Source organism: Gemmatimonadaceae bacterium (assembly GCA_036003045.1).
Lineage (GTDB): Bacteria > Gemmatimonadota > Gemmatimonadetes > Gemmatimonadales > Gemmatimonadaceae > JAQBQB01.
This window is the reverse complement of the sequence record DASYSS010000067.1, coordinates 1-22,779: the sequence shown is the minus strand read 5'-3', so window position 1 is coordinate 22,779 and position 22,779 is coordinate 1. Positions and strand designations below refer to the sequence as shown.

At 66.1% G+C, this 22,779-nt stretch carries 19 protein-coding genes; 9 read left to right on the top strand and 10 right to left on the bottom strand.

Going from position 1 to position 22,779, the window contains the following annotated elements; translation table 11 throughout:
• Nucleotides 1-346 precede the first annotated feature (346 nt).
• The 7 genes from VGQ44_16770 to VGQ44_16740 all read right to left on the bottom strand — a co-directional run bounded on the left by VGQ44_16770 (nucleotide 347) and on the right by VGQ44_16740 (nucleotide 9,449).
• Nucleotides 347-1,000: a YceI family protein gene (locus tag VGQ44_16770; protein HEV8448486.1), complete on the bottom strand. Its 654-nt coding sequence runs from the start codon at nucleotides 998-1,000 to the stop codon at nucleotides 347-349.
• A 48-nt stretch (nucleotides 1,001-1,048) separates the two neighbouring features.
• Complete coding sequence (locus tag VGQ44_16765; GenBank protein HEV8448485.1) at nucleotides 1,049-2,332, bottom strand: hypothetical protein; 1,284 nt, start codon at nucleotides 2,330-2,332, stop codon at nucleotides 1,049-1,051.
• A gap of 32 nt (nucleotides 2,333-2,364) precedes the next feature.
• Entirely contained in the window at nucleotides 2,365-2,802 is a 438-nt protein-coding gene (locus VGQ44_16760; GenBank protein HEV8448484.1) for a hypothetical protein, read from the bottom strand.
• A gap of 108 nt (nucleotides 2,803-2,910) precedes the next feature.
• Nucleotides 2,911-3,822, bottom strand: coding sequence for a hypothetical protein (locus VGQ44_16755; protein HEV8448483.1), 912 nt, complete (start codon nucleotides 3,820-3,822; stop codon nucleotides 2,911-2,913).
• Between the two features lie 36 nt (nucleotides 3,823-3,858).
• Nucleotides 3,859-4,320, bottom strand: coding sequence for a hypothetical protein (locus VGQ44_16750; GenBank protein HEV8448482.1), 462 nt, complete (start codon nucleotides 4,318-4,320; stop codon nucleotides 3,859-3,861).
• 10 nt (nucleotides 4,321-4,330) lie between these two features.
• A complete protein-coding gene (locus VGQ44_16745; GenBank protein HEV8448481.1) occupies nucleotides 4,331-6,049 on the bottom strand; it encodes a hypothetical protein in 1,719 nt (572 codons plus the stop codon).
• Nucleotides 6,050-6,062: 13 nt separating this feature from the next.
• Nucleotides 6,063-9,449 carry a SusC/RagA family TonB-linked outer membrane protein gene (locus tag VGQ44_16740; protein ID HEV8448480.1) on the bottom strand — a complete coding sequence of 1,129 codons (3,387 nt, stop codon included), beginning with the start codon at nucleotides 9,447-9,449 and terminating at the stop codon, nucleotides 6,063-6,065.
• Between the two features lie 425 nt (nucleotides 9,450-9,874).
• Between VGQ44_16740 and VGQ44_16735 the strand changes: the two genes are divergently transcribed.
• Nucleotides 9,875-11,041 (top strand): class I SAM-dependent rRNA methyltransferase, encoded by a 1,167-nt coding sequence (locus VGQ44_16735; protein ID HEV8448479.1) that lies wholly within the window; start codon nucleotides 9,875-9,877, stop codon nucleotides 11,039-11,041.
• A gap of 196 nt (nucleotides 11,042-11,237) precedes the next feature.
• On the opposite strand, the gene mutM is transcribed toward VGQ44_16735, so the two are convergent.
• A complete protein-coding gene (gene mutM, locus VGQ44_16730; GenBank protein HEV8448478.1) occupies nucleotides 11,238-12,011 on the bottom strand; it encodes a bifunctional DNA-formamidopyrimidine glycosylase/DNA-(apurinic or apyrimidinic site) lyase in 774 nt (257 codons plus the stop codon).
• Nucleotides 12,012-12,059: 48 nt separating this feature from the next.
• Between mutM and VGQ44_16725 the strand changes: the two genes are divergently transcribed.
• The 8 genes from VGQ44_16725 (at nucleotide 12,060) to VGQ44_16690 (ending at nucleotide 21,031) form a co-directional block, all read left to right on the top strand.
• A complete protein-coding gene (locus VGQ44_16725; protein HEV8448477.1) occupies nucleotides 12,060-12,983 on the top strand; it encodes a cation diffusion facilitator family transporter in 924 nt (307 codons plus the stop codon).
• 69 nt (nucleotides 12,984-13,052) lie between these two features.
• The gene (locus VGQ44_16720) at nucleotides 13,053-13,865 is read left to right on the top strand and encodes a hypothetical protein (GenBank protein ID HEV8448476.1); all 813 of its coding nucleotides are present in this window, start codon (nucleotides 13,053-13,055) and stop codon (nucleotides 13,863-13,865) included.
• Between the two features lie 278 nt (nucleotides 13,866-14,143).
• The gene (locus tag VGQ44_16715; protein ID HEV8448475.1) at nucleotides 14,144-14,287 is read left to right on the top strand and encodes a hypothetical protein; all 144 of its coding nucleotides are present in this window, start codon (nucleotides 14,144-14,146) and stop codon (nucleotides 14,285-14,287) included.
• 143 nt (nucleotides 14,288-14,430) lie between these two features.
• Nucleotides 14,431-16,224 carry a glycosyltransferase family 39 protein gene (locus tag VGQ44_16710; protein ID HEV8448474.1) on the top strand — a complete coding sequence of 598 codons (1,794 nt, stop codon included), beginning with the start codon at nucleotides 14,431-14,433 and terminating at the stop codon, nucleotides 16,222-16,224.
• 157 nt (nucleotides 16,225-16,381) lie between these two features.
• Nucleotides 16,382-17,407 carry an L-threonine 3-dehydrogenase gene (tdh, locus tag VGQ44_16705; protein ID HEV8448473.1) on the top strand — a complete coding sequence of 342 codons (1,026 nt, stop codon included), beginning with the start codon at nucleotides 16,382-16,384 and terminating at the stop codon, nucleotides 17,405-17,407.
• Nucleotides 17,408-17,417: 10 nt separating this feature from the next.
• Nucleotides 17,418-18,719, top strand: coding sequence for a hypothetical protein (locus VGQ44_16700; GenBank protein ID HEV8448472.1), 1,302 nt, complete (start codon nucleotides 17,418-17,420; stop codon nucleotides 18,717-18,719).
• A gap of 109 nt (nucleotides 18,720-18,828) precedes the next feature.
• Nucleotides 18,829-20,034, top strand: coding sequence for a glycine C-acetyltransferase (locus tag VGQ44_16695; protein ID HEV8448471.1), 1,206 nt, complete (start codon nucleotides 18,829-18,831; stop codon nucleotides 20,032-20,034).
• A gap of 343 nt (nucleotides 20,035-20,377) precedes the next feature.
• Nucleotides 20,378-21,031, top strand: a complete 654-nt coding sequence (locus VGQ44_16690; protein HEV8448470.1) for a hypothetical protein — start codon at nucleotides 20,378-20,380, stop codon at nucleotides 21,029-21,031.
• A gap of 149 nt (nucleotides 21,032-21,180) precedes the next feature.
• On the opposite strand, the gene VGQ44_16685 is transcribed toward VGQ44_16690, so the two are convergent.
• Both VGQ44_16685 and VGQ44_16680 read right to left on the bottom strand, forming a co-directional pair.
• Nucleotides 21,181-21,819 carry a DNA-3-methyladenine glycosylase gene (locus tag VGQ44_16685; protein ID HEV8448469.1) on the bottom strand — a complete coding sequence of 213 codons (639 nt, stop codon included), beginning with the start codon at nucleotides 21,817-21,819 and terminating at the stop codon, nucleotides 21,181-21,183.
• Nucleotides 21,820-21,838: 19 nt separating this feature from the next.
• The coding region (locus tag VGQ44_16680) for a hypothetical protein (GenBank protein HEV8448468.1) at nucleotides 21,839-22,779 on the bottom strand (941 nt) is incomplete at its 5' end.

Genomic DNA, 22,779 nt, shown 5'->3' with positions numbered 1-22,779 from the left:
CTTTGCTTCCCGCTCCGCCGCCTCCACCGCCGCCTCGCTGCGCGAGCGCGGGAAGAAGCGGGAGCGTCAGAGCGACAGTCAGCGAGGCGGCGAGGTATCGTGTGCGCATGTTGTAGTCCTCGATTGCGACGGCGAACCGATGGGTGGGAAGATCGGATACCGGGGGATCGACTGGTCCTAAGCGGTTTTAAGACGTCCCTAAAACGCTGTGCTGTGGAACGAGGATAGTCAATATGAAAGGGAGCCGGTCACCGGTCACCGGAACCCCGACGGCCGACAAGACTCCCTGTCCACCTGTCCACCCGTCCACCCGTCCACCCGTCCACCCGTCCACCCGTCCACCCGCCTACGGATTCGCCTCGGGCGAGAAGCGGAAGTCGTACTCCAACTTGATCGTGTCGGCCACGCTCAGAAGCACGGGCACGCGCGGCTGATCGAGGCCGAAGTCCTTGAAGGTAAAAACGGTGGCAGCCGAGCCGACGACGTCCGATCCGTCGGCGCGCGCGGTTACGTGCCAGGTCGTTGGATGCGTCACTCCGCGCACCGTGAGATCGCCGACGAGAGAGAACGTCGTCGTCGAACCGGGCGGAATCCCTTCGGTCAGTCCCTCGAACGTCGTCGGAACCAACTCGACCTGCGGGTACTTCGACGTCTCGAGGGTGTTCTTCTGGAGGAATCCGTCGCGCCGAGTCTTGTCGCTCTTGAGGCTCGTGACCTGGACGACGATGCGAGAGCTGTCGCGTACGATCCTCCCGTCGCGACCTACCACGATCCGTCCGGTTACGTTCTTCGTGATGCCGACGGCATCGTTCGGAAGATCGAACCCGACCAGTTGCTCACGGACGCGATACCGCGCCTCGTTGCCCGTCGGCGAGACCACGAAAACGAGCTCGGCCGGCTTAGTGGCCGGAACTGGCCGCCGTGCCTGACCCTGCACCGGCGCCGCAGCGCTGGCGATGAGTAGCAGTGACGACGCGAAGATGGCTGCACGACTGCGCATGGACATTCTCGGTTGGCTCGGGCGACGAGGACCGTGGGGGTCTCTCTCTCATACGCGACGCGCAGCCGCCCCGCTGACCGGCGCGTTTCGCTTGCCCCCGGCGGTTTTTCCTCCTTTCGAGCCCTTTCCGGGGCCTCCGGCCCCGGCCCCGGCGCTTCCCGTCTTGTCGGCCGACACGACGTGCGCGAACAGGTCCTTCCTCACCTCCGGGTTGCTGATCTTCCAGATCACGCCGTCGGTGAAGTAGTGGTGAATGTTGATGAACATGAGGAGCAGGATCGGAGCGGACTTGCCCGGCGCCTCGCCGAACACGTTGCCGATGATGCTCATCGCCGTCCCCGGTACGATTTGGCTCACGACGACGCTCACCACGAGGAGCGCGAGCCCGTAGAGCGCCATGTGGCGCGCGAGCCGCGTCGCGCCGCGGGCTCGAGCGCTGAGGGTCCGGTTGATCTCGACGCGCACCGGGAACGCGAGGTACTGAAGCGCGTGGGCGATCTGAATCCAGAAGAGCGCGCGTGGGTCGCGGGCCATCATCGCGTACCAGACGAACAGCGCGATCCACGCGACGAGGGTGCGTGCCGGCGGCAGCATCCCCGTACGGCGCCACATCCGATACAGCCCAACCGCCCCGAGCAGGAACGCCAGCCCGATTCCCGCGCTCACCACGATGTACACTGGGCGCACCGCGCCGCGGAAAGGCTTGTCCAGCTGCGTGTAGACGAACCAGCAGACGTGCCAGGCGAGAAGGATGCGGAGTCCCGTGCGGATCAGCAGCCGCTCCGACTTCTCGAACTTGGCGCCGGCCAGGTAGGCGTACGACGCCATCATCCCCCACACCTGGCCGGTGTAATGCCACGCGAGATATCCGCTCGCGATGGCGATGAGGAGCGTCATGAGCAGTGGCCGGCAAGCCGCGCCGGCGACGTTCGCTTGAATCGCTTCGGTGCAGCCCTGCGGGAGGAAGTACTGGATCTCCATCACCGCGAACGCGATGTACGCGATCAGAATGAGCGGCACGTAGATCGACGCCCACTTGTGCTTCATGATCGTCTCGCGGTCGCGGTACACGAGCCGGTACGACGCCATGAAGTGGGGCATGTTGATCGCCGTCCCGACCCATGCCTGCGCCCCGGCGCCGATGAGCACGAGGTCGGACCGACCGCTCAACAGCAGCGGTACGAAGACGATCAGCGACAGGCCGCCGACCAGAAGGAGATCGATCGCCGGGCTGAAGATGGAGCCCGGTTTCGCTCTCGCCGGCGCCGTGAATGACGCGCCGACCGAGGTGGCGGGCCCTGCGACTGGCGGAGGCGGGGAGGAACTCGTCATGAACTGCGGAGGGGTGGCGCGCCGCCCCGGGATCAGCGGCTGGAGAGGGTCACCCCAAACGTAGTGTCGGGACGGGGGCGACGGAGCCTGACGACCAGCGTGAATAGCGTCGCACGTGGCCCGTATTCGTTCTGAGATTGGGTCGGGCCCAAGTAGCGAACCTCCTCCACCGTCGACGCGGTGAGGCTGCGGAGCACGTCGAGGCCACCCGCTCTACGCGCGTCGATGTAGACCGTTCCCGTGTGCGAGACGCTGCCGGGCTGCACGCCGGGCGGCGGCTCGAGAAAATGGGGGCGCAGGCCCTGCACGGCCTCGTAGAGGTCCGACCCGGCGTGCGCCGAATTGATGATCTCATCGTACGTCAGGACGTTGCGGTCATGCGGCGTCGGCGCGCTGGACACCGGCTTGCCACACGCGAATACGGCAAGCGCGAGCGCCGATGCGGCCGCGATAAACCAGCGGCTCTTCATTGGTCCCCCCCCCACCCGACGGAGTGGCGCCGGGTCGCCAAAGTGAGAAGGCCGTCGGGCAATCGCCCGACGGCCGATCTCGCATGCTGCTGTGAGTAACGCGAGTCGTCAGACGCCCGGTGGACGCGGCGGCCGGCGGTCCCACATCGTGATGACGTTCGGAATCTTGAATGGCGCGGTCTGAGGCGTTCTCGCACCAGCGACCGATGGCGGGAACAAGATCACGGTGACCGCGGATCCGGCCACCGTCGTTCCCGGCGCCGCATCGATATCGAGCTTACCGCCAGATCCTGCGCTCGAGAAGGCGGCGGCGCCAGGCAGCGCCTGACGATCGGCGAACAGCCCTGTGGCTCCGCCGGCCGACCTGATGTTGTAGTCGATCATTCCCGCCGCCTGGGTCACCCATGCCGTCGCAGTGTATGGCGCGACGGCCGCCCACGTTGGAGTCGCTGGCACCGCAGTGCCGCGGGCGTACGCGCGCGCGTCGATCGCTGCACTCGTGGCGTTGATGACGCGGAGGGCGACCGAGGTGCCTGGATCAGCCGGCGCCTCGTCGAGCACGCTCAGGTGCATCGCGTCAGCGGCGCCCTTGGGCGAGCGGCCGTTGCCCCACAGGATGAACGTGTAATTGTGGTCGGCGACCAGGTTGACGGTCGAGTCGACGATGACCGTCGACGCGATCGACTGAAGCGTGTCGCTCAGGAAGATCCGGAAATGGCGCGAGCCGGCACGCGCACCGCTGAACTCGAGCTTCGACCCGATGATCAGCGTATCGGTCGTTCCGCTCGCCACCGTCTGCGACGGCGCGTTACGGAATGTGATGAAGAACTGCGTGTTGGACTCGACGAGGTCGACGAAGCGCATGTCGAACCCAAAGGCCCCGCCGCTGTCGGGCACCGCGTTGATGAACCTTATGCCGGCGGTCGGGATATTCTCCGTGTTCACGACCTGGTCGGGATAACACGCACTCAGGACGCCTGCGGCCAAGCAGAGCACCGAGAGTTGATAGATGCGACGCATGACGTACTCCGTGAAGGTTGGCGACATTGCCCGCGATCAGGGCCTGCGACGAGTGGTATGACCTGTATCCCCGGGCTGTCGTGCAGGGTCGGTGGTTCCGCCGCCAACCAGTGACCGGCCGGCGAGCGCAGCGACGATTCCGACTCCGACCGCCCCGAGAGCGACTGACTTGGCTGCGGAGAATTTCTTTTCGTAAACAGACGCGACGTACTCCGACTTGATGCGAACCGGCTCCTTGGACCACACCTGCTCACCCCCGCGCAACAGGTGCACAGCGGTGACGGCAACCAGATAGTCCGCGGATCCCTTTTCAACCAAGCGACCTTCGATCTGAGCGATCTCCGGCCCCATCGAGCCGCCGAGCGCCACACGCCCGGCGTCATTGATGTCGAATGCGAGTTCCGTCCCTACCTCCGGCGTCGGTCCCTGGACAGGCTCGAACGTGTAGCAGCCTGCCAAAAGGACCGCCGCCAGAGCACGATAACCGCGACGCAGCACTAGATCCTCACTACCAGCCGTAAGTGGTCGGACCGACCGCGATCGAGTTCGGCGCGTTGCCGGGGCCCGGGCCGGTACCATAGATCGCCGACAACGGATAGCCGCGCGCCTGGAGATCCTGGAACGGCGTGGCCCAGAATGTCGGTGAATTGGCGGGCAAATCGCCCCATCCCCGTTCGTCGAGGAACCATCCCGAGAAGTTCGTATAGGCCGTCTCGATGTACTTCTCGTACTTGATGGCGTCCAACAACTTGCCGCAGCCGACAGTGTTGAAGTTGGGCGGTTGCGGAACCTTCGGGATGCACGTGGCCGCAGTCCCCGGCACCGGCGTCGTCGCGTCGGCCGCCGTGAGCGGCGGCAAGCCGTTCTTGACGCGGGTGAGGTTCACGAGCGTCACGGCCGCCCCGTAATTGCCAGTTCGATAGAGCCCTTCTGCCTGGAGCATGTCGAGCTCCGGCTTCACGAAGACCGGCGTGGTTCCGTTGCGGGCGCTTCCGGCGTCTCCCTTTTGCGCCCAGCCGTGGAACCGCGCGAAATCGTACTGCGAGAAACCCCAGCCCGGACCGACGAATTGATCGTTGCCGGCCGGACGGTTCACGAAGTAGCGCGCACACGAATACGCTGGCCCGACCTGCGGGATTTCGCACGATTGGATCTTGAAGTCCGCTTGCTGAGCGGCCCGTGTGTCACCCTGCGGGAACCGCTTGTCCGGAGTGGCCATGAAGAAGTTTTGGCCTCCCGAACCGCGCGCGCCGAGGGGCTGCGCGATCCACGCGGCATAGTTGCCCGACGTGTCGGCCCAGCCGATGATGAACGCCGGCATCTGGTGCCAGGTGCTGAACGCGTCGTACTGCGAGCGCCAGCCTGACATGCTCGGACCCGCCGTGGTGCTCGACGTCACGTCCTCGTCGGCCGTGATGCCGGCTTGCGCGTCCGCGATGACCGCGGCCCAATCGACGGCTCCGCGGTCGGCTGGCGTTCGCGCGAGGTTCGCGCGAATTCTCGCGCGATACGTGCGAACGAGCTTGATGAACTCGGCCTGCGTGTAGCTCGTCGGCGATGGAATCCACGTGGCCGGTAGCGGGAACCCGCCAGACCCCGAACCCGACTTGTTCGCCAAGTCGATCGCGTTCTGGAGGTGCACGAGGGCCGAATCGCCCGCCGCCTTGTAGCTGATCAACTTGCCCGGGTCCTGCGTGCTCATGCCGACGGACACGACACCGAGCGAATCGTACCAAAGGGCCACGGACCCGATGGCGATGCCGTTCAGAAACTCGGCGAACGCCGCGTCGCGGTTGTCCTGAATCGCGCTGCCGAGCGTCAGGCCGCCGGCCTGCGCGGTCAGGAAGCTCGTCGCCACACGATTGACTTCGCCCAGGATCGCGTACAGACGCTGGTTCTCGCCGGTGCAGACGTTGCCGGACGGCTGGTTGTAGTTCACCGCGGTCCCGAACGGATAGTGCGAGTTCTGACAGTTGTTCGCGAGGCTCGACATGTTCATGAGGGCGAAGATGTTCGCCATCCCCTGAATGTCGCCTGTGCTGCCGTACATCCCCACGACCCAACGCTTGAAGTAACTCCCCAGAAGATTCTCTGCGTCTGCCGGCGAACCGAGCACACGCTTCGTATCGCCGGAATTCGGGTTTTGGATCGCCAGCGAGTTGTCGCTACAAGACGCGGCGGCGACCAACGAAACCAGAGCGGCGAACGGAATGAGTTTGCGAATCATTGTCGACTGGCTCCTAGAACCGCGTGGACAGGGAAACCGTGTACGTGCGGAGCGTGGGATAACCAAAGGCGTCGACTTGGTTGATCAAGCCTGAGCCCGCGTTGCCGCCGTCCACGCCGACTTCGGGATCGTAGCCCGAGTACTTGGTGAACGTGAACACGTTTCGACCGATGACACCGAGCGTCCAGTCGCCACCGAGACCACGAACGCGGCCGAGGCGGTACGTGATGCTCAACTCGCGAATCTTGGCGTACGAGCCATTCTCGGTGTTGTAGTTGTTCGGTCCGAGGAGGTCGTAGAACCCGCCATCGCCAGCGCCTTCAGCTCCACCAACGCGCCAGCCGTAACCGACCGGCTTCGCCGTCTCGACCGTCTTGCTGCCCTGGTCGAAGTAGTTCGAGGCGAAATCCAGGAGGCCCCAGCCTTCGCCCTGGTTGTTGATGTGGTTCCCGACCGTACCGTCGAGCAGCCCGTAGAACGTGAGCCGCTTGTAGGTGAGCGTGTTGTTCCAGGTGAACCGGAAGCTCGGGAACGCACTGCCGAGGATGTGGCTGTTCCCCGTGCCTTCGCCCGGCTGACCGCGCAGCGGGCGGTCGACGATCGGGTGACCGAAATAGAGCGGATAGTTCCAAGGCGACTGCGCAGCAGGGAGCTTCGTGTCCCAGAGGTTCTTGGTGATGCCGTCCTTCCAGCTGTTGCCGTCGCCGACCCAGACGACCCAACCCTGGTCGTTGACTTGGTATGCCTTGCCATCGCCGCACTGCGACTGCACGGAGGCGGGCATGTCGCTGCAGGTCTTGTAGAACTTGCGACCCCAGATGCCGCCGTACTGGTTGACCTGCACGCCATCCTGGATGTCCTTGCGGGCGGTGATCAGGAAGAAGTTCCCCGTGCCCTGGCCCGTGCCGCCGCTCTCGAAGTACTCAGGAACGAAGAGTTCGGAGATGTAGCTGCGCGTGCGGTCCCACGTGCCCTTCATGTTCCAGCTGAAGTCGCGCTTGGTGATGACGGGCAGATTGGCCGCGAGCTCCCACGTGTGGTTGTCGAGCGTTCCGGCGTTCTTCCACTGGTTCGTGAAGCCGAGGTTCGACGGGGTCGGAACGTTGAGGATCTGGTTCTTCGTCTTCGAGTCGGCCTTCGTGAGCTCGATGCCGAGGCGGTTGAACAGCGTGAAGTCGGTGCCCAGCTCGGTCTCCGCCGTCGTCTCGGGCTTGAGGTTGCGGTTACCGGCCTGCTGCAACGAACATCCGCTCGTGCTGCAGTTGTACGTCTCATACTGCGCGTTGAACGACGGCGTGTTGCCTGCCGTGCCGTGCGACGCGCGGAGACGGAAGTCCGTGATGTGCGGAACCTTCCAGAACGACTCCTCGGACACGCGCCACACCGCGGAGACGCGGCCGAACGGCGCCCAACGGTTTCCGGCTCCGAACAGCGAGCTGCCGTCATAGCGGTACGTTCCGTCGACGATGTACTTGCCCTTGTAGTCGAGCTGTCCGCCGGTGACGAATCCGACGTCCTTGATGAGCGAGCCGCTCGACGTCGCCGTCTGCTGTGTGCTGGTGTTGCTCAGCGTGAACACGTCCTTGACCACGAACTGCTGGCCCGACCCGGACTGGCTGAGCGAACGCGTCTGGTCGAACTGGCCGCGCACCGTCAAGCGGCCCGTGAGGTCGTTCGTGAGGTTCTTTCGGAGCAGCGCGCCGTAGCTGCCGTTCATCGCTTCGGTATTCAAGTTCGAGATACTCATCTGCCCGAAGTTCTGCGACGAGCTGATGCCGATCGTCCGGAAGCCTTTCGCTTCGTCGAAGTTGTTGTAGCGCGACCGCTTGTCGTAGGCGAACGTGCCGTCGAACGTGACCCAGTCAGCCGGGAAGAAGGTCGCCGTGAGCGAGCCGATGTAGCGCCCGGCGACCAACTGGTCGGTCGACGCCGAGAACGGATACAGGAACGCGGAGGCGCCGTTGCCTGTACCGCGAATGCCCGAACCGCCGCCCTGCAGAATCGGGCGACCGAGCGTGTCGACCGCGAGGTAGTTCGTGCCAGCCGGCGCGCCGCGGAGCAGCGATCCGAAGAGGCCGAAGTCCGTCGCGCGCTGGTCGATCGTTTCCTTGTCGTACACCGTGCTGAGCGAGACGAGAAGGTTGCTGCGGATGTCGTAGTCGAGGTTCACGCGCGCACGGTTCTGGATGTCGCCCTGGAGGTTCTTGAGCGCGCCCCGGTTGTCCGTGTACTGACCGCTCGCGAAGAAGCGCACCGTACCGATCTTGCCGGTCGCGTCGACCGAGGTGAGTTGCGTCGGGGCAGACGTGGACACCTGTGCGAGTGTGTTGTAGTAGCGGCCCGGCCAGATGTTCGCCTGGAAGACGTTTTCCAGCGAGCCGTCGGTGTTGTTCAGCGCATTCCACTGGAAGTTCTGCGGCGTACGGTTCGTATCCGCGTTGACGTTGTTGATGCGCATGATTTCCGTCATGAAATCGACGGTCTTCGAACAGGGCGACTGCGTCGAGATGCCGGAGATACAGAAGCGCTTGCCGGTCTCGTCGAGCTGCAGGTGGTGGTTCACCGGCTGGCCGTAGCGTGCGCTGTTCAAGTCGCTCACGCCGTATTCTTCGCGCGCGTTGAACTGGATGCCGTCGCTGTTCGCGCCGCGCTTGGTCTTGATCGTGATGACGCCGTTCGCCGCGGTCGTTCCGTAGAGCGACGCGCCGGCCGCCCCCTTGATCACCTCGATCGACTCGATGTCGAGTCCACCGAGCTCCCCGAGGTTGCCGACGTTCATGACGACGCCGTCGACGACGATGAGCGGGTTGCCGCTCCGGCCGCTCAGGTTGAGCGACGTCGGGCCGCGGAGCATGATGTCCGGCGTCGAGCCGGGCTGCCCGCTGGTGGACGCGATACGCACGCCGGCCACCTTGCCCTCGAGTGACGTCATCGGGTCGAGCTGCGGAACCGGCAGCTCTTCCGACGTCACGCGGCCGATGGCGAAGGGCACCTTCGCGCGCTCGGTCGCTTCGATGGATCCCGTGACGACCACCTCGTTCAGGCGGTTCACGTCCTGCTTGAGCGTGAAGTTCTGGGTTTGCGTACCCGCGGTAACCCGAATCGGGATTACGCCGGGCTGGAAACCGATCGCGCGAACGCGAAGGTTGATCGCCTGTCCCTGCACACGAGCCGCTGGAATCGTGATCGTGTACATGCCCTGGGCGTTCGTCCCCACCGAGATCGAGAGATCATTGATGTAGACGTTCGCTTGGTCGACTGCCTGACCGAATTCGCTCATCACCTTACCGGTGATGACCGCGGCCTGGGCTTGTGCGCTGGCAACCGGCACTGCGAGCCAGAGGCTCAACAATGACGCGGCGACCACACGAGCACGATGCAACGTGGTCCTGGTCGTCATCTCACACCCTCGGGGGGAAAAAGGGGGACTGCCACTCTGCACCTACGGTCGGTTCGCCTGCTGTCGTGCGAGGTCTTCCACCTCTACCGCGTCACCTGGACCTCAGATCGAGGCCGTTTGCGTCGCGGGCACCGCAACAAAAACCGTAAGCCGCCGCTATCGCGGCGGCGCTCAATCAGCGCGTTTGGCGAGACTTCAAGGCGTGCTTTGATGCCAACCGGTCGTAATAACTCAGGAGGGATGACAAAGCGTCACATGCATTGCCTCGGGCGGCCTTTCGGTGTGGTAAGCCGTCCGGGCCGGGTAAAGCGCGGGGGAACGTACCAATGGGGTCACAAGGCCGCAAGATCAACTCGAATACATTCCAGTCCGTTCCACGACCCCGCGCATCCCCCGCGCATCCCCCGATGAAATAGCCACTCTCCATGAGCGACGCCGCCCACGTTTCGTCCCGCGCCGCGCGCCGTTGGTCACTCGGCCATCCGTGGATTTTCCGGAGCGATGTGACGGTTCGTCCCGACCGGCCGGCGGGGGCCGTCGTCGTCATGGACCATCGTGGCAAGAAGATCGGGAGCGCGCTTTGGAGCCCCGCGTCCGAGATCGCGCTCCGAATGGTCGACTCGCGCGCGCTCGAGGAACTCGACCCTGCGTGGTGGCGCGATCGGATCCGGACCGCCGTGCGCCGCCGCGGGTCGCTCGATTCCGTTACAAACGCGTACCGGGTCGTCCATGGAGAAGCGGACGCCTGCCCGTCACTGGTCTGCGACCGCTATGATCGCTGGCTCGTCGTGCAGCTCTTGAGCGCCGGCCTCGAGGCGTACCGCGCACCGATCGTCGAGGCGCTCGGCGACGCGCTCTCTCCCGCGGGCATCCTCGCGCGCAACGACGTACCCGTGAGAAAGAAAGAAGGCCTCGCGTCGGGTGTCGAGCTGCTCGCGGGCGACGTTCCATCGGAGATCGAAGTGAATGAGCACGGCATGCGGTATCTCGCGGCTCCTTGGAGCGGACAGAAGACGGGGGCCTTTCTCGACCAGCGCGAGAACCGCGTGATGATCGGCGAGCGAGCGCGCGGCCACGCCCTCGACTGCTTCAGCTACCACGGCTCGTTCGCGCTTCACCTCGCCCGCCGCGCCGACGACGTGATCGCCGTCGACGTTTCGGCGGACGCGCTGACCCGCGCGCGGGAGAACGCCGCGCGCAACGATCTGGCAAACATCGAATTCGTCGAAGCCGACGTGTTCGACTACCTCCGCGATGTCGAACGCTCGCGAGAGCGATTCGACACGATCGCCGTGGACCCGCCGGCGTTCGCCAAGACACGCGCCACCGTCCCCGCCGCGCTTCGCGGCTACAAGGACGTGAACCTCCGCGCGCTCCGCGTCCTCGCGCCGGGCGGACTGCTCTTCACGGCGAGCTGCAGCTTTCACGTCGGCCGCGCCGAGTTCCTCGAGATGCTGCGCTCCGCGGCGGCGGACTCCGGACGGCGCGTGGCCTTGCGCGCCATGACGGGGCAGCCGCAGGACCACCCGGAAGTGATGACGATTCCAGAAACAGGATACCTTAAAGGCGTACTGCTGGAGGCGCTGGACTAGGCGTGCGTCGGACTAGTCTTAAACGGGATCGGTGTGGCGTACGACAACTCTAGGCGTCAGCGACAGCGTCAGGAGGGACGGCGCGGCCGTGGCGAGAGTTGGTCCGATGTCAGACGTCGGGTATCAGACGTCCGATGTCGAGCGCGGCCCGCACTTCCCAGGGCGCGCGATCTCGCCTGGGAGGCGCAGTTACCCGTCAACTCTGACACTGCGGACAGTAGTACGTCGACCGTCCCGCCTGCACGATTCGCCGGATCGGTGTTCGGCATCGGCGGCACGGCTTCCCTTCTCTATCGTACACGGCGAGACGCGCGGTCGAGTCGTCGGTGTATCGCGCGCCGGTCGCGCGGCGGATCGCGAGTCTCAAGGCGGAGAGAAGCGCGGCGAGTTGGCGGGGCGAGAGGGACGACGCCGCGGCGGTCGGCGAGATGCGGGCGTGCCAGAGCGACTCGGCCGCGTAGATGTTGCCGATGCCGGCGATGACCCGCTGGTCGAGGAGCACCGGCTTGATCGGGCCCCGCCGCTTCGACAGCGACGCGCCGAACGATCGGGCGGTGAGCGAGCGGTCGGTTGGTTCAGGCCCGAGCGCGAGCGACGGAGGAGAGCCGGCCGCGTGGAGGTCGAGTGTGCTCAGGGCTCGGGGATCGTCGAGCACGACGCGCGTTCCGTCGCGGAAGACGATCGCGGCGCGCGCAAAACGCGGCAGCGGATCGCTCGCCCGGTCCATCGTCCAGTCGCCGGTCATGCGAAAGTGCGCGTGCAGCACCCGCCCGTCGTCGAGCGAGATCAGTTGATGCTTGCCGCGCCGGTCCACCGAGCTGACGACCGCGCCGATCAGCGAGCGCCGCTGGGCGGGCTTGAGCCGGCGGGACAGCGAACGGTGCAGTATGCCGACGCCGACGATTCGCTTGCCGACGATGGCGCGGCGAAGCCGCCGCGCGGCGCTTTCGACCTCGGGTAGCTCTGGCATGTTCGATTGCGGTTGACCGGAAGTTCGACGGCCGCGCAAGTTGCACGCGTGACGGCCCCGGCCCCTGCCCCGAATCCGACATCCTCGACTCCCTCCGCCGCGGCCGCGGCGCGAACCGCGGACTGGGCGGGCGTCAAGCGCGTCCTGGTCGTCGTGCTGCTGCTCAACGCGGTGGTCGCGGCGGTCAAAGTCATCGTCGGTATTCGAACCGGTTCGCTCACGGTGCTGGGCGCGGCGCTCGAATCGGCGCTCGACATGTTGAACAACGTCGTCGGCGTGGCGCTCGTCCGCGTAGCGGCGCGCGGACCGGACGAAGATCATCCGTACGGCCACGACAAATTCGAAACGCTCGGCGCGCTCGCGATCGTCGGATTCCTCTCGATTTCCTGCTTCGAGCTTCTCAAAGAAGGAATCCAGGCCCTCGCGGCCCAGCGCACGCCGACGACGATCGAAGTCGGCGACATCGGGGTGATCGCCGCGGCGCTGATCGTGAACTTGTTCGTCGTGTGGTACGAGCGGTCGAGCGCGCGCAAGCTCGGGAGCGCGTTCCTGCTGGCCGACGCGTCGCACACCGCGGGCGACATTCTCGTGACTCTGCTTGCTCTGGCGACACTCGTGCTCTCGCGCGCCGGGTTTGCGTGGCTCGACGCGCCGCTCGCGATCGCCGTCGCGCTGGTGATCGCGTGGAGTGGAGTCGGGATTCTCCGCCGCTCGATCCCTATTCTCGTCGATCAGGCGGCGATCGAATCGCACGCCCTGCGCGACGTGGTGATGGGCGTTCCGGGCATCCGAGATGTGCGGAAGATGCGGTCGCGATCGACGGCGTCCGGGCAGCTGTTTGCCGACGTGACAATCGTCGTTGGCGGGCGGACATCGGTGGAGGAAGCCCACCGTTTGGCGGACGCGGTGGAGCAAGCCATCGAGCATTCGTTCGGGACGTCCGAAGTCACCGTACACGTCGAGCCCGCATGAGCACTTGCGAAACTCGATGTGATGTCTAGGTTTACGCGGCATCGGCCCGCTTTTCCCGACCGCAGCGGCATGGCGCCTTCATCTCCCTCGCCCCATCGTCCTACGCGATCGCTCAGACACGAGTATCAGCTGTACGTCGAGCAGGAGATCGAGAACTACAAAGAGTCGGTCGCGCGCAGCGTGCTGCTCGCCATCGGCGACGAAGCGGTAGCGGCCCTGGCCTCGGCGCCGCAGTTCGCCCTCACCGAACTGCTTCTCTGCGAGGAGGTCGACCGGATCATCGTGCGTCGCCTGCGCGTACCGGGCTACGACACCTGGCGTCGCCGGCGCGTCAAGCTCATCGACGAACTGCGTAGACCGGAGCACTGGGGCCTTGGCCCCGACGATGTGCTGGTTCGCGCGCTGCAACCGTCGAGCGATGGACGCGTGCTCGTAGCGGGGGCGAACGACGAGAGCTCGACGCTCTACTTCGCGGCCAACGGCTGCGACGTCACCACGCTCGGCGAAGAGATGGACGCGGTCGAGCGAGTCATGCAAGCCGCGATCGGCGCGGGACTCGCGGGGCGCGTGCACGCGGAGCTCGCGGATCTCTCATCCTGGACGCCGCCGCAGGAACGGTTGCTCAACGCGGTAATCGTCAATCCCGCCGCGCTCGACCGACTTTCCTCCGACGAACGCGCGCGCGTCATCGCCGATCTGCAGCGAGCGACCCTCGACGGCGGCGTACATCTCGTTCGCACGATTCCGCCGGGCGGACGAAGCGCCAGCGGAACGTCCGTGTCGCTCGAGGAGCTGCGGAGCCGCTACAAGGGTTGGGAGGTGAGCGTCGAGCGGTCCGAGGGACGAGGCAAGACGTTCTTCGCCAGAAAAGGGGCCGCCTAACCGGCGACCATAGCCGTCTCGATCTGACGCGATGTGTCAGATTGAGTTGTGTCCGAGCGACACCAATGGGCCTCGGCGAGCGGCGGGCATTTGCCGCAAGACGTTCGTCAGCAGCGACTTAACTGATCGAGCCGAGTCCGGCATCGTCGGTGCTTAATGGACTGCGGCCGGCAGCTGTGCCGAGCCCGTCGCGGGGCCCGTTGCGGCGAACCGTTCTCGCCGCCGGGCCGGACGTTCCAGCCGCACGACTTTCTAGTCGACTTTTCTCCGCTTCATATATGAAGGCACCGCGCAGCCAGGCCCCACAGGAACCGATGGGCATCATCATCTCGCCAGGAGCGCGGCAGGACGTGGCGCCGGCGAGATTCGCGTACGTGTGGGCGCCGCCGCCCCCCGAGGAGCCGGGCGAAGAGAAGAACTAGGCCGCGTCAGCCTGGCTTAAACGAGATCGCTGAGTGGGACGACCACTCTAGTCGTCAGCGATAGGCGGCAGCGACAGGAACGACCCGCCCCCGCCCCGAGCCCGTTGCGATAGAACGCGCGCTCGGCGAGGATTCGCGCCGAGATGCGAGAGAAAGCTTCGGCGCGACCGGGACAGAAACGAGAGTCCGCGACGGGTAAGCGGCGTGAGAACACGCTGCGTAAGAGCGCGCAGCGCGAGAACTCGACGCGCGAGAGCGAGGGACGCGCGCTCGGCGATCCGCGGTTTGGCACCGCGCTCGTTTGCGCGGTGGCGATCGCGGCAAGTGTCGCGGGGATTCTGAACGCGTTCACGCAGGACGACCTGTCGATCCTCGTCGGGTCCGCGAGGCTCCACGGGTTCGGCGCGCTGCGGGACATTCTCACGCTCCCGTACTGGCCGCCTCCGGCGGCTCCGGACTTGTATCGGCCGGTCGCGTCGATGTTGCTCGCGGCGCAGTACGCACTCGGCGACGGGGCGCCGCTCGTGTTTCGCATCGTGAGCTACGCGCTCTACGCGATCGCGAGCGTCGGCGTGTATCGCCTTGCCCTTCGATTGATGCCTGCGTCGATCGCGCTCGTCGTCGCGCTTTTTTTCGCCGCGCATCCGGTGCACGTGGAGGCCGTCGCGCTGGCGGTGACGCAGAACGAGTTGATCGTCGCCGCGCTCACCGCCTTCATGACGGCGCTGTACGTGGACCGACGCCGCGACGACACCGGCGTCCTTTCGGCGCGCGACTGGGCGATGCTGGTCGTCGCGTACGCGGTCGCGGGCTTCTCGAAAGAACAGGGCCTGCTGTTGCCCGCGTTCCTGATTCTCTCCGAGATCTTTCTGGCGCCAAGTCGGCCGTGGGCCGAGCGCGGGCGCGCCCTGTGGCTCGGATTCGCCGTGCTGCTGGCGGGCGCCGCGGCGATGGTGGCGATTCGAACGCTCGTGTTGAGCGGTGTCGTCGGACCGACGATGATCGCCGAGGCGTTGCGCGGACAGACGTTCGGTGGACGGCTGCTGACGATGCTGCAGATCGTTCCCGAGTGGACGCGCCTCCTCGTCTGGCCGGTGCATTTGAGAGCCGAGTACTCGCCGCGCGAATTCGTCGCGTCGACGGCGTTCGGCGAGGCGGAAGCAACGGGGCTGGCGATCGTTCTTCTCGTCGCCGTGGCGATATGGCTCGCGCGCAAACGCGCTCCGGCGATTTCGTTCGGGCTCTCGTGGTGCTGCCTCGCGCTCTTTCCGGTGAGCAACGTCGTGATTCCTACAGGGATTCTCATCGCCGAGCGCACGCTGTTTCTGCCGAGCGTGGGATTCGTGCTCGCACTCGGCGGCGCGATCGCGGCAATCGCGAGACAACGACTGGTCGTCACGTCCCGCGGGCGACTGCTCGCCTCGGCGGCCGCGGGCGTGATCGTCGTGGCTGCACTGGCACGCAGCGCCGAACGTCAGCGAGTGTGGCAGGATCCGGTGACGCTCACCGTCGCGAGCATTCGAGACGCTCCGCTCAGCTGGCGCGTGCAGCAAGCGTACGGCGACATGTTGTTCAGCCAGGGACGCGCGGCGGACGGAATCGCGGCGTTCCGGCGCGCCATCGATCTCGCGCCCGAAAGCTGGCGGCCGCGCAATTTTCTGGCGGAACGGTTGCGCAGGATCGGCGACGACAGCGACGCGGTCACGCTGCTGCGCGTGAGTCTGGCCGAGGATCCGCGGCAAATCAGCACCGTCGCCGCGCTGGCACCGGCGCTCCTTGGCGCCGGGCGCTACGCGGAGGCGAAGAAGCTGGCCGACAGCATCATCGTCGCCGAGAACGCGCCGCCGATCATGGTTCAGATGAGTCGGCTCGCCGACAGCGCGATGAAGATCAACGCGCCGCCGGGGAGCATGCGCATCGGAATTCCGATGCGTTGACCCATCGCGTCCTCGCGATAGCGCGCGAGCCGTTTCCAGCGTCAAGCCTTTCGCGGCCTAGACCGCCGTGCGACGTTTCGTGCGCGCCGACTGCAGCGCTTTCCCCACCCTGCGCGCATGGCGCAAGCCCTGCCATCCCATACGGAGCCAAGTACGCGTGAAAGCGCTTGTGAAAGCCGCGGCGCGACCCGGGTTCGAACTGAAGGACGTGCCCGAGCCGACGATCCGCGATGACGAAGTCCTGATCCGCGTCCGCCGCGCCGGCGTGTGCGGCACCGACGTCCACATCTACGATTGGGATCCGTGGGCCCAGGGGCGCGTCAAGCCGCCCATCGTCGTCGGGCACGAGTTCGCCGGCGAGGTCGTGCAGGTCGGCCGCCTCGTCACCGACGTGCACGAGGGCGACCGCGTGACGGCGGAGGGACACATCGTCGACGGGCGGTGCTTGCTCTGCCGCACGGGCAACTCGCACGTCTGTCCGTATACGAAGATCATTGGCGTGGACCGCGACGGGTGCTTCGCCGAGTACATCGCGATGCCGGCGACGAACGTGTGGCATCTCGACGACAACATCTCGTTCGACGTGGGCGGCATTCACGACCCGATGGGTAACGCGTTTCACACGGCGCTCACGGCGCCGATCCCGGGGTCGACCGTGCTGATCACGGGCTGCGGGCCGATCGGCATCTTCGCGGTCGGCATCTGCAAAGCGGCCGGCGCGTCGAGGATCATCGCGAGCGACGTGATCGAGGCGAGGCTGGCGCTCGCCAAACAGATGGGCGCGCACGACGTCGTGCACCCCCAAGAGGCCGAGGCGGTCGTCAAGCAGCACACCGACGGACTCGGCGTCGACGTGGTGCTCGAAATGTCCGGCGTGCCCGCGGCGATCCACCAGGCATTCTCGCTCGTGCGGGTGGGTGGCCGTGTGCAGCTGCTCGGCATTCCGTCGCAGCGCGTGGACTTCGACCTGGCGAACGAGATCATCTTCAAGGGGCTCACGGTGTACGGCGTCGTAGGCCGTCGCATGTACGACACGTGGCTTCTGATGACGCGCTTCCTTCGATCGGGGCAGTTCGATCCGACACCGGTCATCACGCACAGATTCCCCCTCGACGCCGCCGATGAAGCCATCCGGGCGATCAAGTCGGGTCAGGCCGGCAAGGTCATCTTCGAGATCGCCTGACGCGGCGACCGTGGAGACCGCCGGTGCGCCGGAGCAGGCGCCGGCGGGAGGCGTTGGGTGGGCGATCGTCGCCGTGCTTGCAATCGCGGCGTCGATGCGCGGAATCTTCAACGACTTCGTGTACGACGACATCCCGATCATCCGGGACAACGCGCGCCTGCACGCGTTCGACCTCGCGCACGTTCGCGAAATCTTTTCGCATGCGTACTGGCCGCCGCCATTCGTCGAGCAGCTCTATCGTCCACTGACGCTGATCGGGCTCGCCGCGCAGTACGCGATCGGCGCCGGCAGCCCGCTGGTCTTCCGCGTGGTGAGCTACGCGCTCTACGCGGCGGCGGCGATTCTCGTCTATCGACTGGCCACGCGTGTGCTCGATCCCTGGCCGTCGCTCGGCGTCGCCGCGCTGTTCGCCGTCCATCCGGTGCACGTCGAAGCGGTGGCGCTCGGCGTGAATCAGGCGGAACTGATCGTCGCGCTGATCGCGCTGGCGATGACGACGTCCTACATCGACTGGCGGCGATCGGAGATGGGCTCCATTCGCGGACGGCAGTGGGCGTTGCTCGCCGGCCTCTACGCGATCGCCACGCTCGTAAAGGAGAGCGGCCTCGTGTTGCCGTTTTTTCTCCTCGCCGCTGATGTCACGATTCTCCGCGCGAGGGAGTCGCGAACTCTTGCCCGCGCCGACGTCGGCGGCTACGCGCTGCTGGCTGCCGTCGCGGCGGCTTCGATCGCGCTTCGGTTCGCGGTCGCCGGTTCACCAGCCTTCGCCGTCGTGCCCGCGGCGGAACTGAGAGGCCTGGGCGTCGTCGGCCGCCTCGGCGTAATGCTGCACGTCGTGCCGATGTGGCTCCGGCTCCTCGTGTGGCCGCAGCATCTTCAGGTGGATTTCGCGCCCGGCGAAATCGTGTCGGGCGGGACGGTCGAGGCCGCGTTCGGCCTGCTGATTCTTTTCGGATTCGCCGGCGCGATCGTGTCCGCGCTCCGGCGGGACGGCGGACTCACGTTCGGCCTGCTGTGGATGGCGATCGCGCTGGTGCCGGTGTCGAACATCCTTCCGACTGGCGTGATCCTCGGCGAGCGCACGCTGTTTCTGCCGAGCGTCGGATTCATGCTCGCCGTCGGCGCGGCGGCGCAACGCTGGCTCGACAAACCGGCAACGCCAGAAAAATGGCGGCGGTATGCGCTCGGCGGAGCGTGCGCCTTACTCGTCGTGCTTGGACTGTTGCGAAGCGCGGGGCGGCAAGCCGTTTGGAACAGCCAGCATGTCCGGATGAACCGGAGCTCCGCGCCGGTCGGAACGCCGACCCCTTAGAGCGACAGCGGGACGTAGGCTTCGCCGGGCGGTTATTCTCAACAGCGATCGATTGGCGCGCGCGACCCGATCCGGGCCGCCGATACCCACGCTTCCGTTTACGCACAGCATGTCGCTCAACGCCGAATTCACGAAATCACTCTCGGACACCATCGAGCAGCTCAAGCGCGATCGCGTCTACAAGCGCCTCAACTACCTCGACTCGCCGCAGTCGTCGCGTGTGAAGATGGAAGGGCGTGGCGACGTGCTGATCCTCTCGTCGAACAACTACCTCGGCTTGTGCGACGAACCGAGGGTGGTGCAGGCGGGGATCGACGGACTCAAGAAGCTCGGCGCGGGCACGGCGAGCGTGCGCTTTATCTGCGGCACGTTCGCGATCCATCGAGAGCTCGAGGCGGCGTGCGCCAAGTTCGTCGGCTGCGAGTCGTCGCTCAGCTTCGTGTCGGCGTGGAACGCGAACGAGGGACTCACCGGGACGGTCGCGCAGGAAGGGGACTACATCGTCTCCGACGCGCTCAACCATGCGTCGATCATCGACTCGATGCGGCTCGGGAAGGCGATCAGCAAATGCACGACCGCGGTCTTCAAGCATGGCGACATGGACGACCTGCGCGCCAAGCTCGCCGAGGCCAAAGGCTTCAAGCGACGGATGATCTGGACAGACGGCATCTTTTCGATGGAAGGCGCGATCGCCAAACTGCCCGACATCCTCGAGATCGCCCGCGAGACGAATTCAATCGTCGCCGTGGACGACTCGCATGCGACGGGAGTCCTCGGCAAGAACGGACGAGGGACGGCAGAGCACTATGGCGTGGTGGGAGAGGTGGACATCATCACGTCGACGCTCGGCAAGGCGCTCGGCGGAGCGGCGGGCGGATTCGTCGCCGGACCCGAGGTGCTCACCGACTATCTCACCCAGCGGTCGCGGCCACAGCTCTTCTCGAACGCGCTGCCGCCGACGGTCGCGGCGAGCGCGCTCGCCGCGGTGCGACTGCTCGAAGCCGAGCCGCAACGCGTGGAGACGCTGCGGCAGAACACGAAATACTTCCGTGAGCAGATCATCGAAGCGGGGTTCAAGCCGATTCCGGGCGAGACGCCGATCGTGCCGATCATCGTCGGCGAGACGGCGGCGGCCATTCAGATGAGCGACATGCTGCTCGACGAGGGAGTCTTCGTCACGGGGTTCGGATTCCCGGTCGTGCCGCAGGGAACGGCTCGCGTGCGATGCCAGATCTCTGCGGGGCACACGCGCGACGATCTCGATGAAGCAATCCGGGCGTTCAAGAAAGTCGGGGGCAAGCTCAGGCTGATTTGACGCTGACGGCCAAAGCCGAAACGGCCGAGTGCCGAAACTGCCGAACGCCGAAACTGCCGAACGCCGAAACGGCCGGGACGCCGAGGCGACGGCGCCAAGACCGCGAGGATGGCGGGCGGGTGTGTTCCCGCAGGTAGAGGAATTGCGGGAGGCGAGACAAGAAAAGCGCCCGAAGGGCGAGGCGCCGACCTCGCGATTGGTTAGCCTGTCGCGACGGTAGTATCGTTTCGTTTCACCCCGGACTTTAGTGTCCTTTATCCCCTGAATTCCTGGCGTGACGCGGGGGGCGTCGTTTCGTCCGACTTAGAGACCAACCGAAGCTCTCTCTTTGTCGAGGACCTGTATGCGAACTCTCCGTGTTCTGACGATTGCCGCCGCCGTCGTCGCGCTTCCTTCACTCGCGACGGCGCAGCAGGGGCGACCGTTCAAGGACGCGTGGTTCTGGGGCGTCAAAGCCGGCGGCTTCTCGCTCGCCGACACTGCCGGCGCGTACACCATGGCACCGATGGTCGGCGCCGAGTGGCTGATCACGCGCACGCACGGCGGCCTGTACCTCTCGGTCGGCCAGGCGTTCTTCAACAGCGCGACGCTCGCCGCCGCGAACGAGTCGGCCACCAGTCTTCGTACCATCAAGCTGAACAACCTGCGCCGATTCGACGCCGCGATCATGGCGTTCCCGGGTGAGCACAACCGCTGGCATCCGTATGCCGGCGCCGGGTTCACACTCCAGGCGATCGCCGACGCGGACGGCGTACCTCCGTTCGACAACGCCGACGACCTCGCCTTCACACAGGCGCTGATTCAGCAGAACAAGGTGAGCTTCTCGCCGTTCGGAATCGTCGGCGCCCAGTACCGGCTCACCGCGGTCTCCGTGTTCGGCCAGGCGACGTTCAACCCGACGCAGCACAACTTCCTGCTCTACAACGGAAACGCCTTCAACTTCTCGTTGGAGTTCGGTCTCCGGTACAACGTCGGCTCGGCGATCGACCGAAACTAGAACTGCAAACAGCTTCGCGGATTTCAGCGGATTCCGCGGACTGCGAGCCAATCAAAACGCCGAGCAAAGAAATCTGAATGGCCGGCCCTCACGGGCCGGCCATTTTGTTTGGGGCTCGCGCCGCAAACGAAGCGATCGCTTCGGGGCTGTCAGGCGCGACGCCCGGAGACGAATTCGCTGTCGCGAACGATCCAGCGCAAAGGCCAATCGGCGCAGCGCGTGATGCCGATGCGCGGCGTGACGGCGACGCGTGAATCGGGAATGGGAACCCCTTCGCGAATCGTGAGCGGCCCGCGCTGAAGCACCGCGCGATTGAAGTGGCCGTCGATCCCGATGGCGTCGCACAACTTCGCCGGCCCATTCGTGAGATCGACATCTCGCCGTGCGCCACGGCGCTCGCGCATCAACTCGAGTCCCTTCACCGGTTCGATCGCGCGCACGAGCACCGCGCTCGGCTCACCCTTGGCGCGTGTCACGGCGTTGAAGCACCAGTGCATGCCGTAGATGAAATACACGTACGCGATTCCCGGCGGGCCGTAGAGCGGCTCGGTACGCGGAGTGAGTCCGGCGGCGGCGTGACAAGCGAGATCGTGCTCGCCGAGATACGCCTCGGTCTCGACGATGCGGCCGGCGGCGACGCCGTCGGGCGTGCGGCACTCGAGGATCGCACCGAGGAGATCGCGGGCGACCTGCTCGGTGGGGCGATCGTAGAACGATGCGGGAAGCGGAGCGCCGATCGGCCGTACGAGACGAGAACGCCGCGCTCGTCGCGCGGCGTTCGTGGTCATCTCAACCTCGACGTGCAGATCATTCGTCCGGCGAAGACGCGCCCTTTTTGCCGCGAGGGCGACCGCCGCCTTTGGTCGCGGTCCGTTTTGCGGCCGTCTTCGTCGCGGCGCGGCTGCCGCGCGTGCGCTTGCCGCGCGTGGCGGGCGGACCGCCGTTCGTTTCCTCTTCGGCGTGGGCGGCGACGGCCTTGGGTGCCGGCTCGTCGACGACGCCGACCGCCAGCAACTCCGGCGGAGGAGCGCCCGGACGCTGCCGACCGCCGCCGCGACCTCCACCGCCGCGCGGACCCATGCCGAGTCGCGGCCCAGGGGCCGTGGCGGCCGGCTGCGATTTCGCGACCGCCGCTTGTTCGGCCTTCGCGACTTGGTCCGCTACCGATCCCGATTCGATCGCGCGGGCAACCTCGAAGTCGTTGCCACGGCGGCGCAAATCGATGATGCCTTCGTCGTGCGCGTCCTTGAGGATGCGCACGAACATGCGGTCGCTGAGGCTCTGCGAATCGCGGCCGAGCAGCTGACGTGCGCGGGCGCGAACGGCGCTGGCGCGTATGGACTCGTCGTCTCGTACGAGATCGGCCACCGTGCGACGCACGAGATCGAACGCCTCGGCGCGCGTGAGCAGCTGGCCGCTCGATCCGGACGACGTCTCATCCGACTCTTTGGTCTCCGCGGACGTCAATTCGAGTTGCTCGCGGACGGCGGGGCGACTCACGGGGGGGGCGGGCGTCGGCGGCACGTCGTGCGCCGCGACGGCCGGTGTCGAAACTGGAGTTTCGATCGGCGTTTCGGCGGTCGTGGTCAGCTCGCGCGTCTCGCGGGTCTCGCGGGTCTCACGCTCGCCGCGGCCGCGTCCGCCGCGCCGTCCTCTGCGTCTCCCGTTGGGACGCTCTTCGTGGCCGTTGGCGGTCGCCGCCGCGGCGGGCTGGACGACGGGCGTCTCCGCGGTGACGCGCGTTTCTC

Excerpts from the sequence above, each read along its gene's own strand:
- VGQ44_16770 (HEV8448486.1), bottom strand. The coding sequence starts at position 1,000 with ATGCGCAGTCGTGCAGCCATCTTCGCGTCGTCACTGCTACTCATCGCC.
- VGQ44_16765 (HEV8448485.1), bottom strand. The coding sequence starts at position 2,332 with ATGACGAGTTCCTCCCCGCCTCCGCCAGTCGCAGGGCCCGCCACCTCG.
- VGQ44_16760 (HEV8448484.1), bottom strand. The coding sequence starts at position 2,802 with ATGAAGAGCCGCTGGTTTATCGCGGCCGCATCGGCGCTCGCGCTTGCC.
- VGQ44_16755 (HEV8448483.1), bottom strand. The coding sequence starts at position 3,822 with ATGCGTCGCATCTATCAACTCTCGGTGCTCTGCTTGGCCGCAGGCGTC.
- VGQ44_16745 (HEV8448481.1), bottom strand. The coding sequence starts at position 6,049 with ATGATTCGCAAACTCATTCCGTTCGCCGCTCTGGTTTCGTTGGTCGCC.
- VGQ44_16740 (HEV8448480.1), bottom strand. The coding sequence starts at position 9,449 with ATGACGACCAGGACCACGTTGCATCGTGCTCGTGTGGTCGCCGCGTCA.
- VGQ44_16735 (HEV8448479.1), top strand. The coding sequence starts at position 9,875 with ATGAGCGACGCCGCCCACGTTTCGTCCCGCGCCGCGCGCCGTTGGTCA.
- mutM (HEV8448478.1), bottom strand. The coding sequence starts at position 12,011 with ATGCCAGAGCTACCCGAGGTCGAAAGCGCCGCGCGGCGGCTTCGCCGC.
- VGQ44_16720 (HEV8448476.1), top strand. The coding sequence starts at position 13,053 with ATGGCGCCTTCATCTCCCTCGCCCCATCGTCCTACGCGATCGCTCAGA.
- VGQ44_16715 (HEV8448475.1), top strand. The coding sequence starts at position 14,144 with ATGAAGGCACCGCGCAGCCAGGCCCCACAGGAACCGATGGGCATCATC.
- VGQ44_16710 (HEV8448474.1), top strand. The coding sequence starts at position 14,431 with ATGCGAGAGAAAGCTTCGGCGCGACCGGGACAGAAACGAGAGTCCGCG.
- VGQ44_16695 (HEV8448471.1), top strand. The coding sequence starts at position 18,829 with ATGTCGCTCAACGCCGAATTCACGAAATCACTCTCGGACACCATCGAG.
- VGQ44_16690 (HEV8448470.1), top strand. The coding sequence starts at position 20,378 with ATGCGAACTCTCCGTGTTCTGACGATTGCCGCCGCCGTCGTCGCGCTT.
- VGQ44_16685 (HEV8448469.1), bottom strand. The coding sequence starts at position 21,819 with ATGACCACGAACGCCGCGCGACGAGCGCGGCGTTCTCGTCTCGTACGG.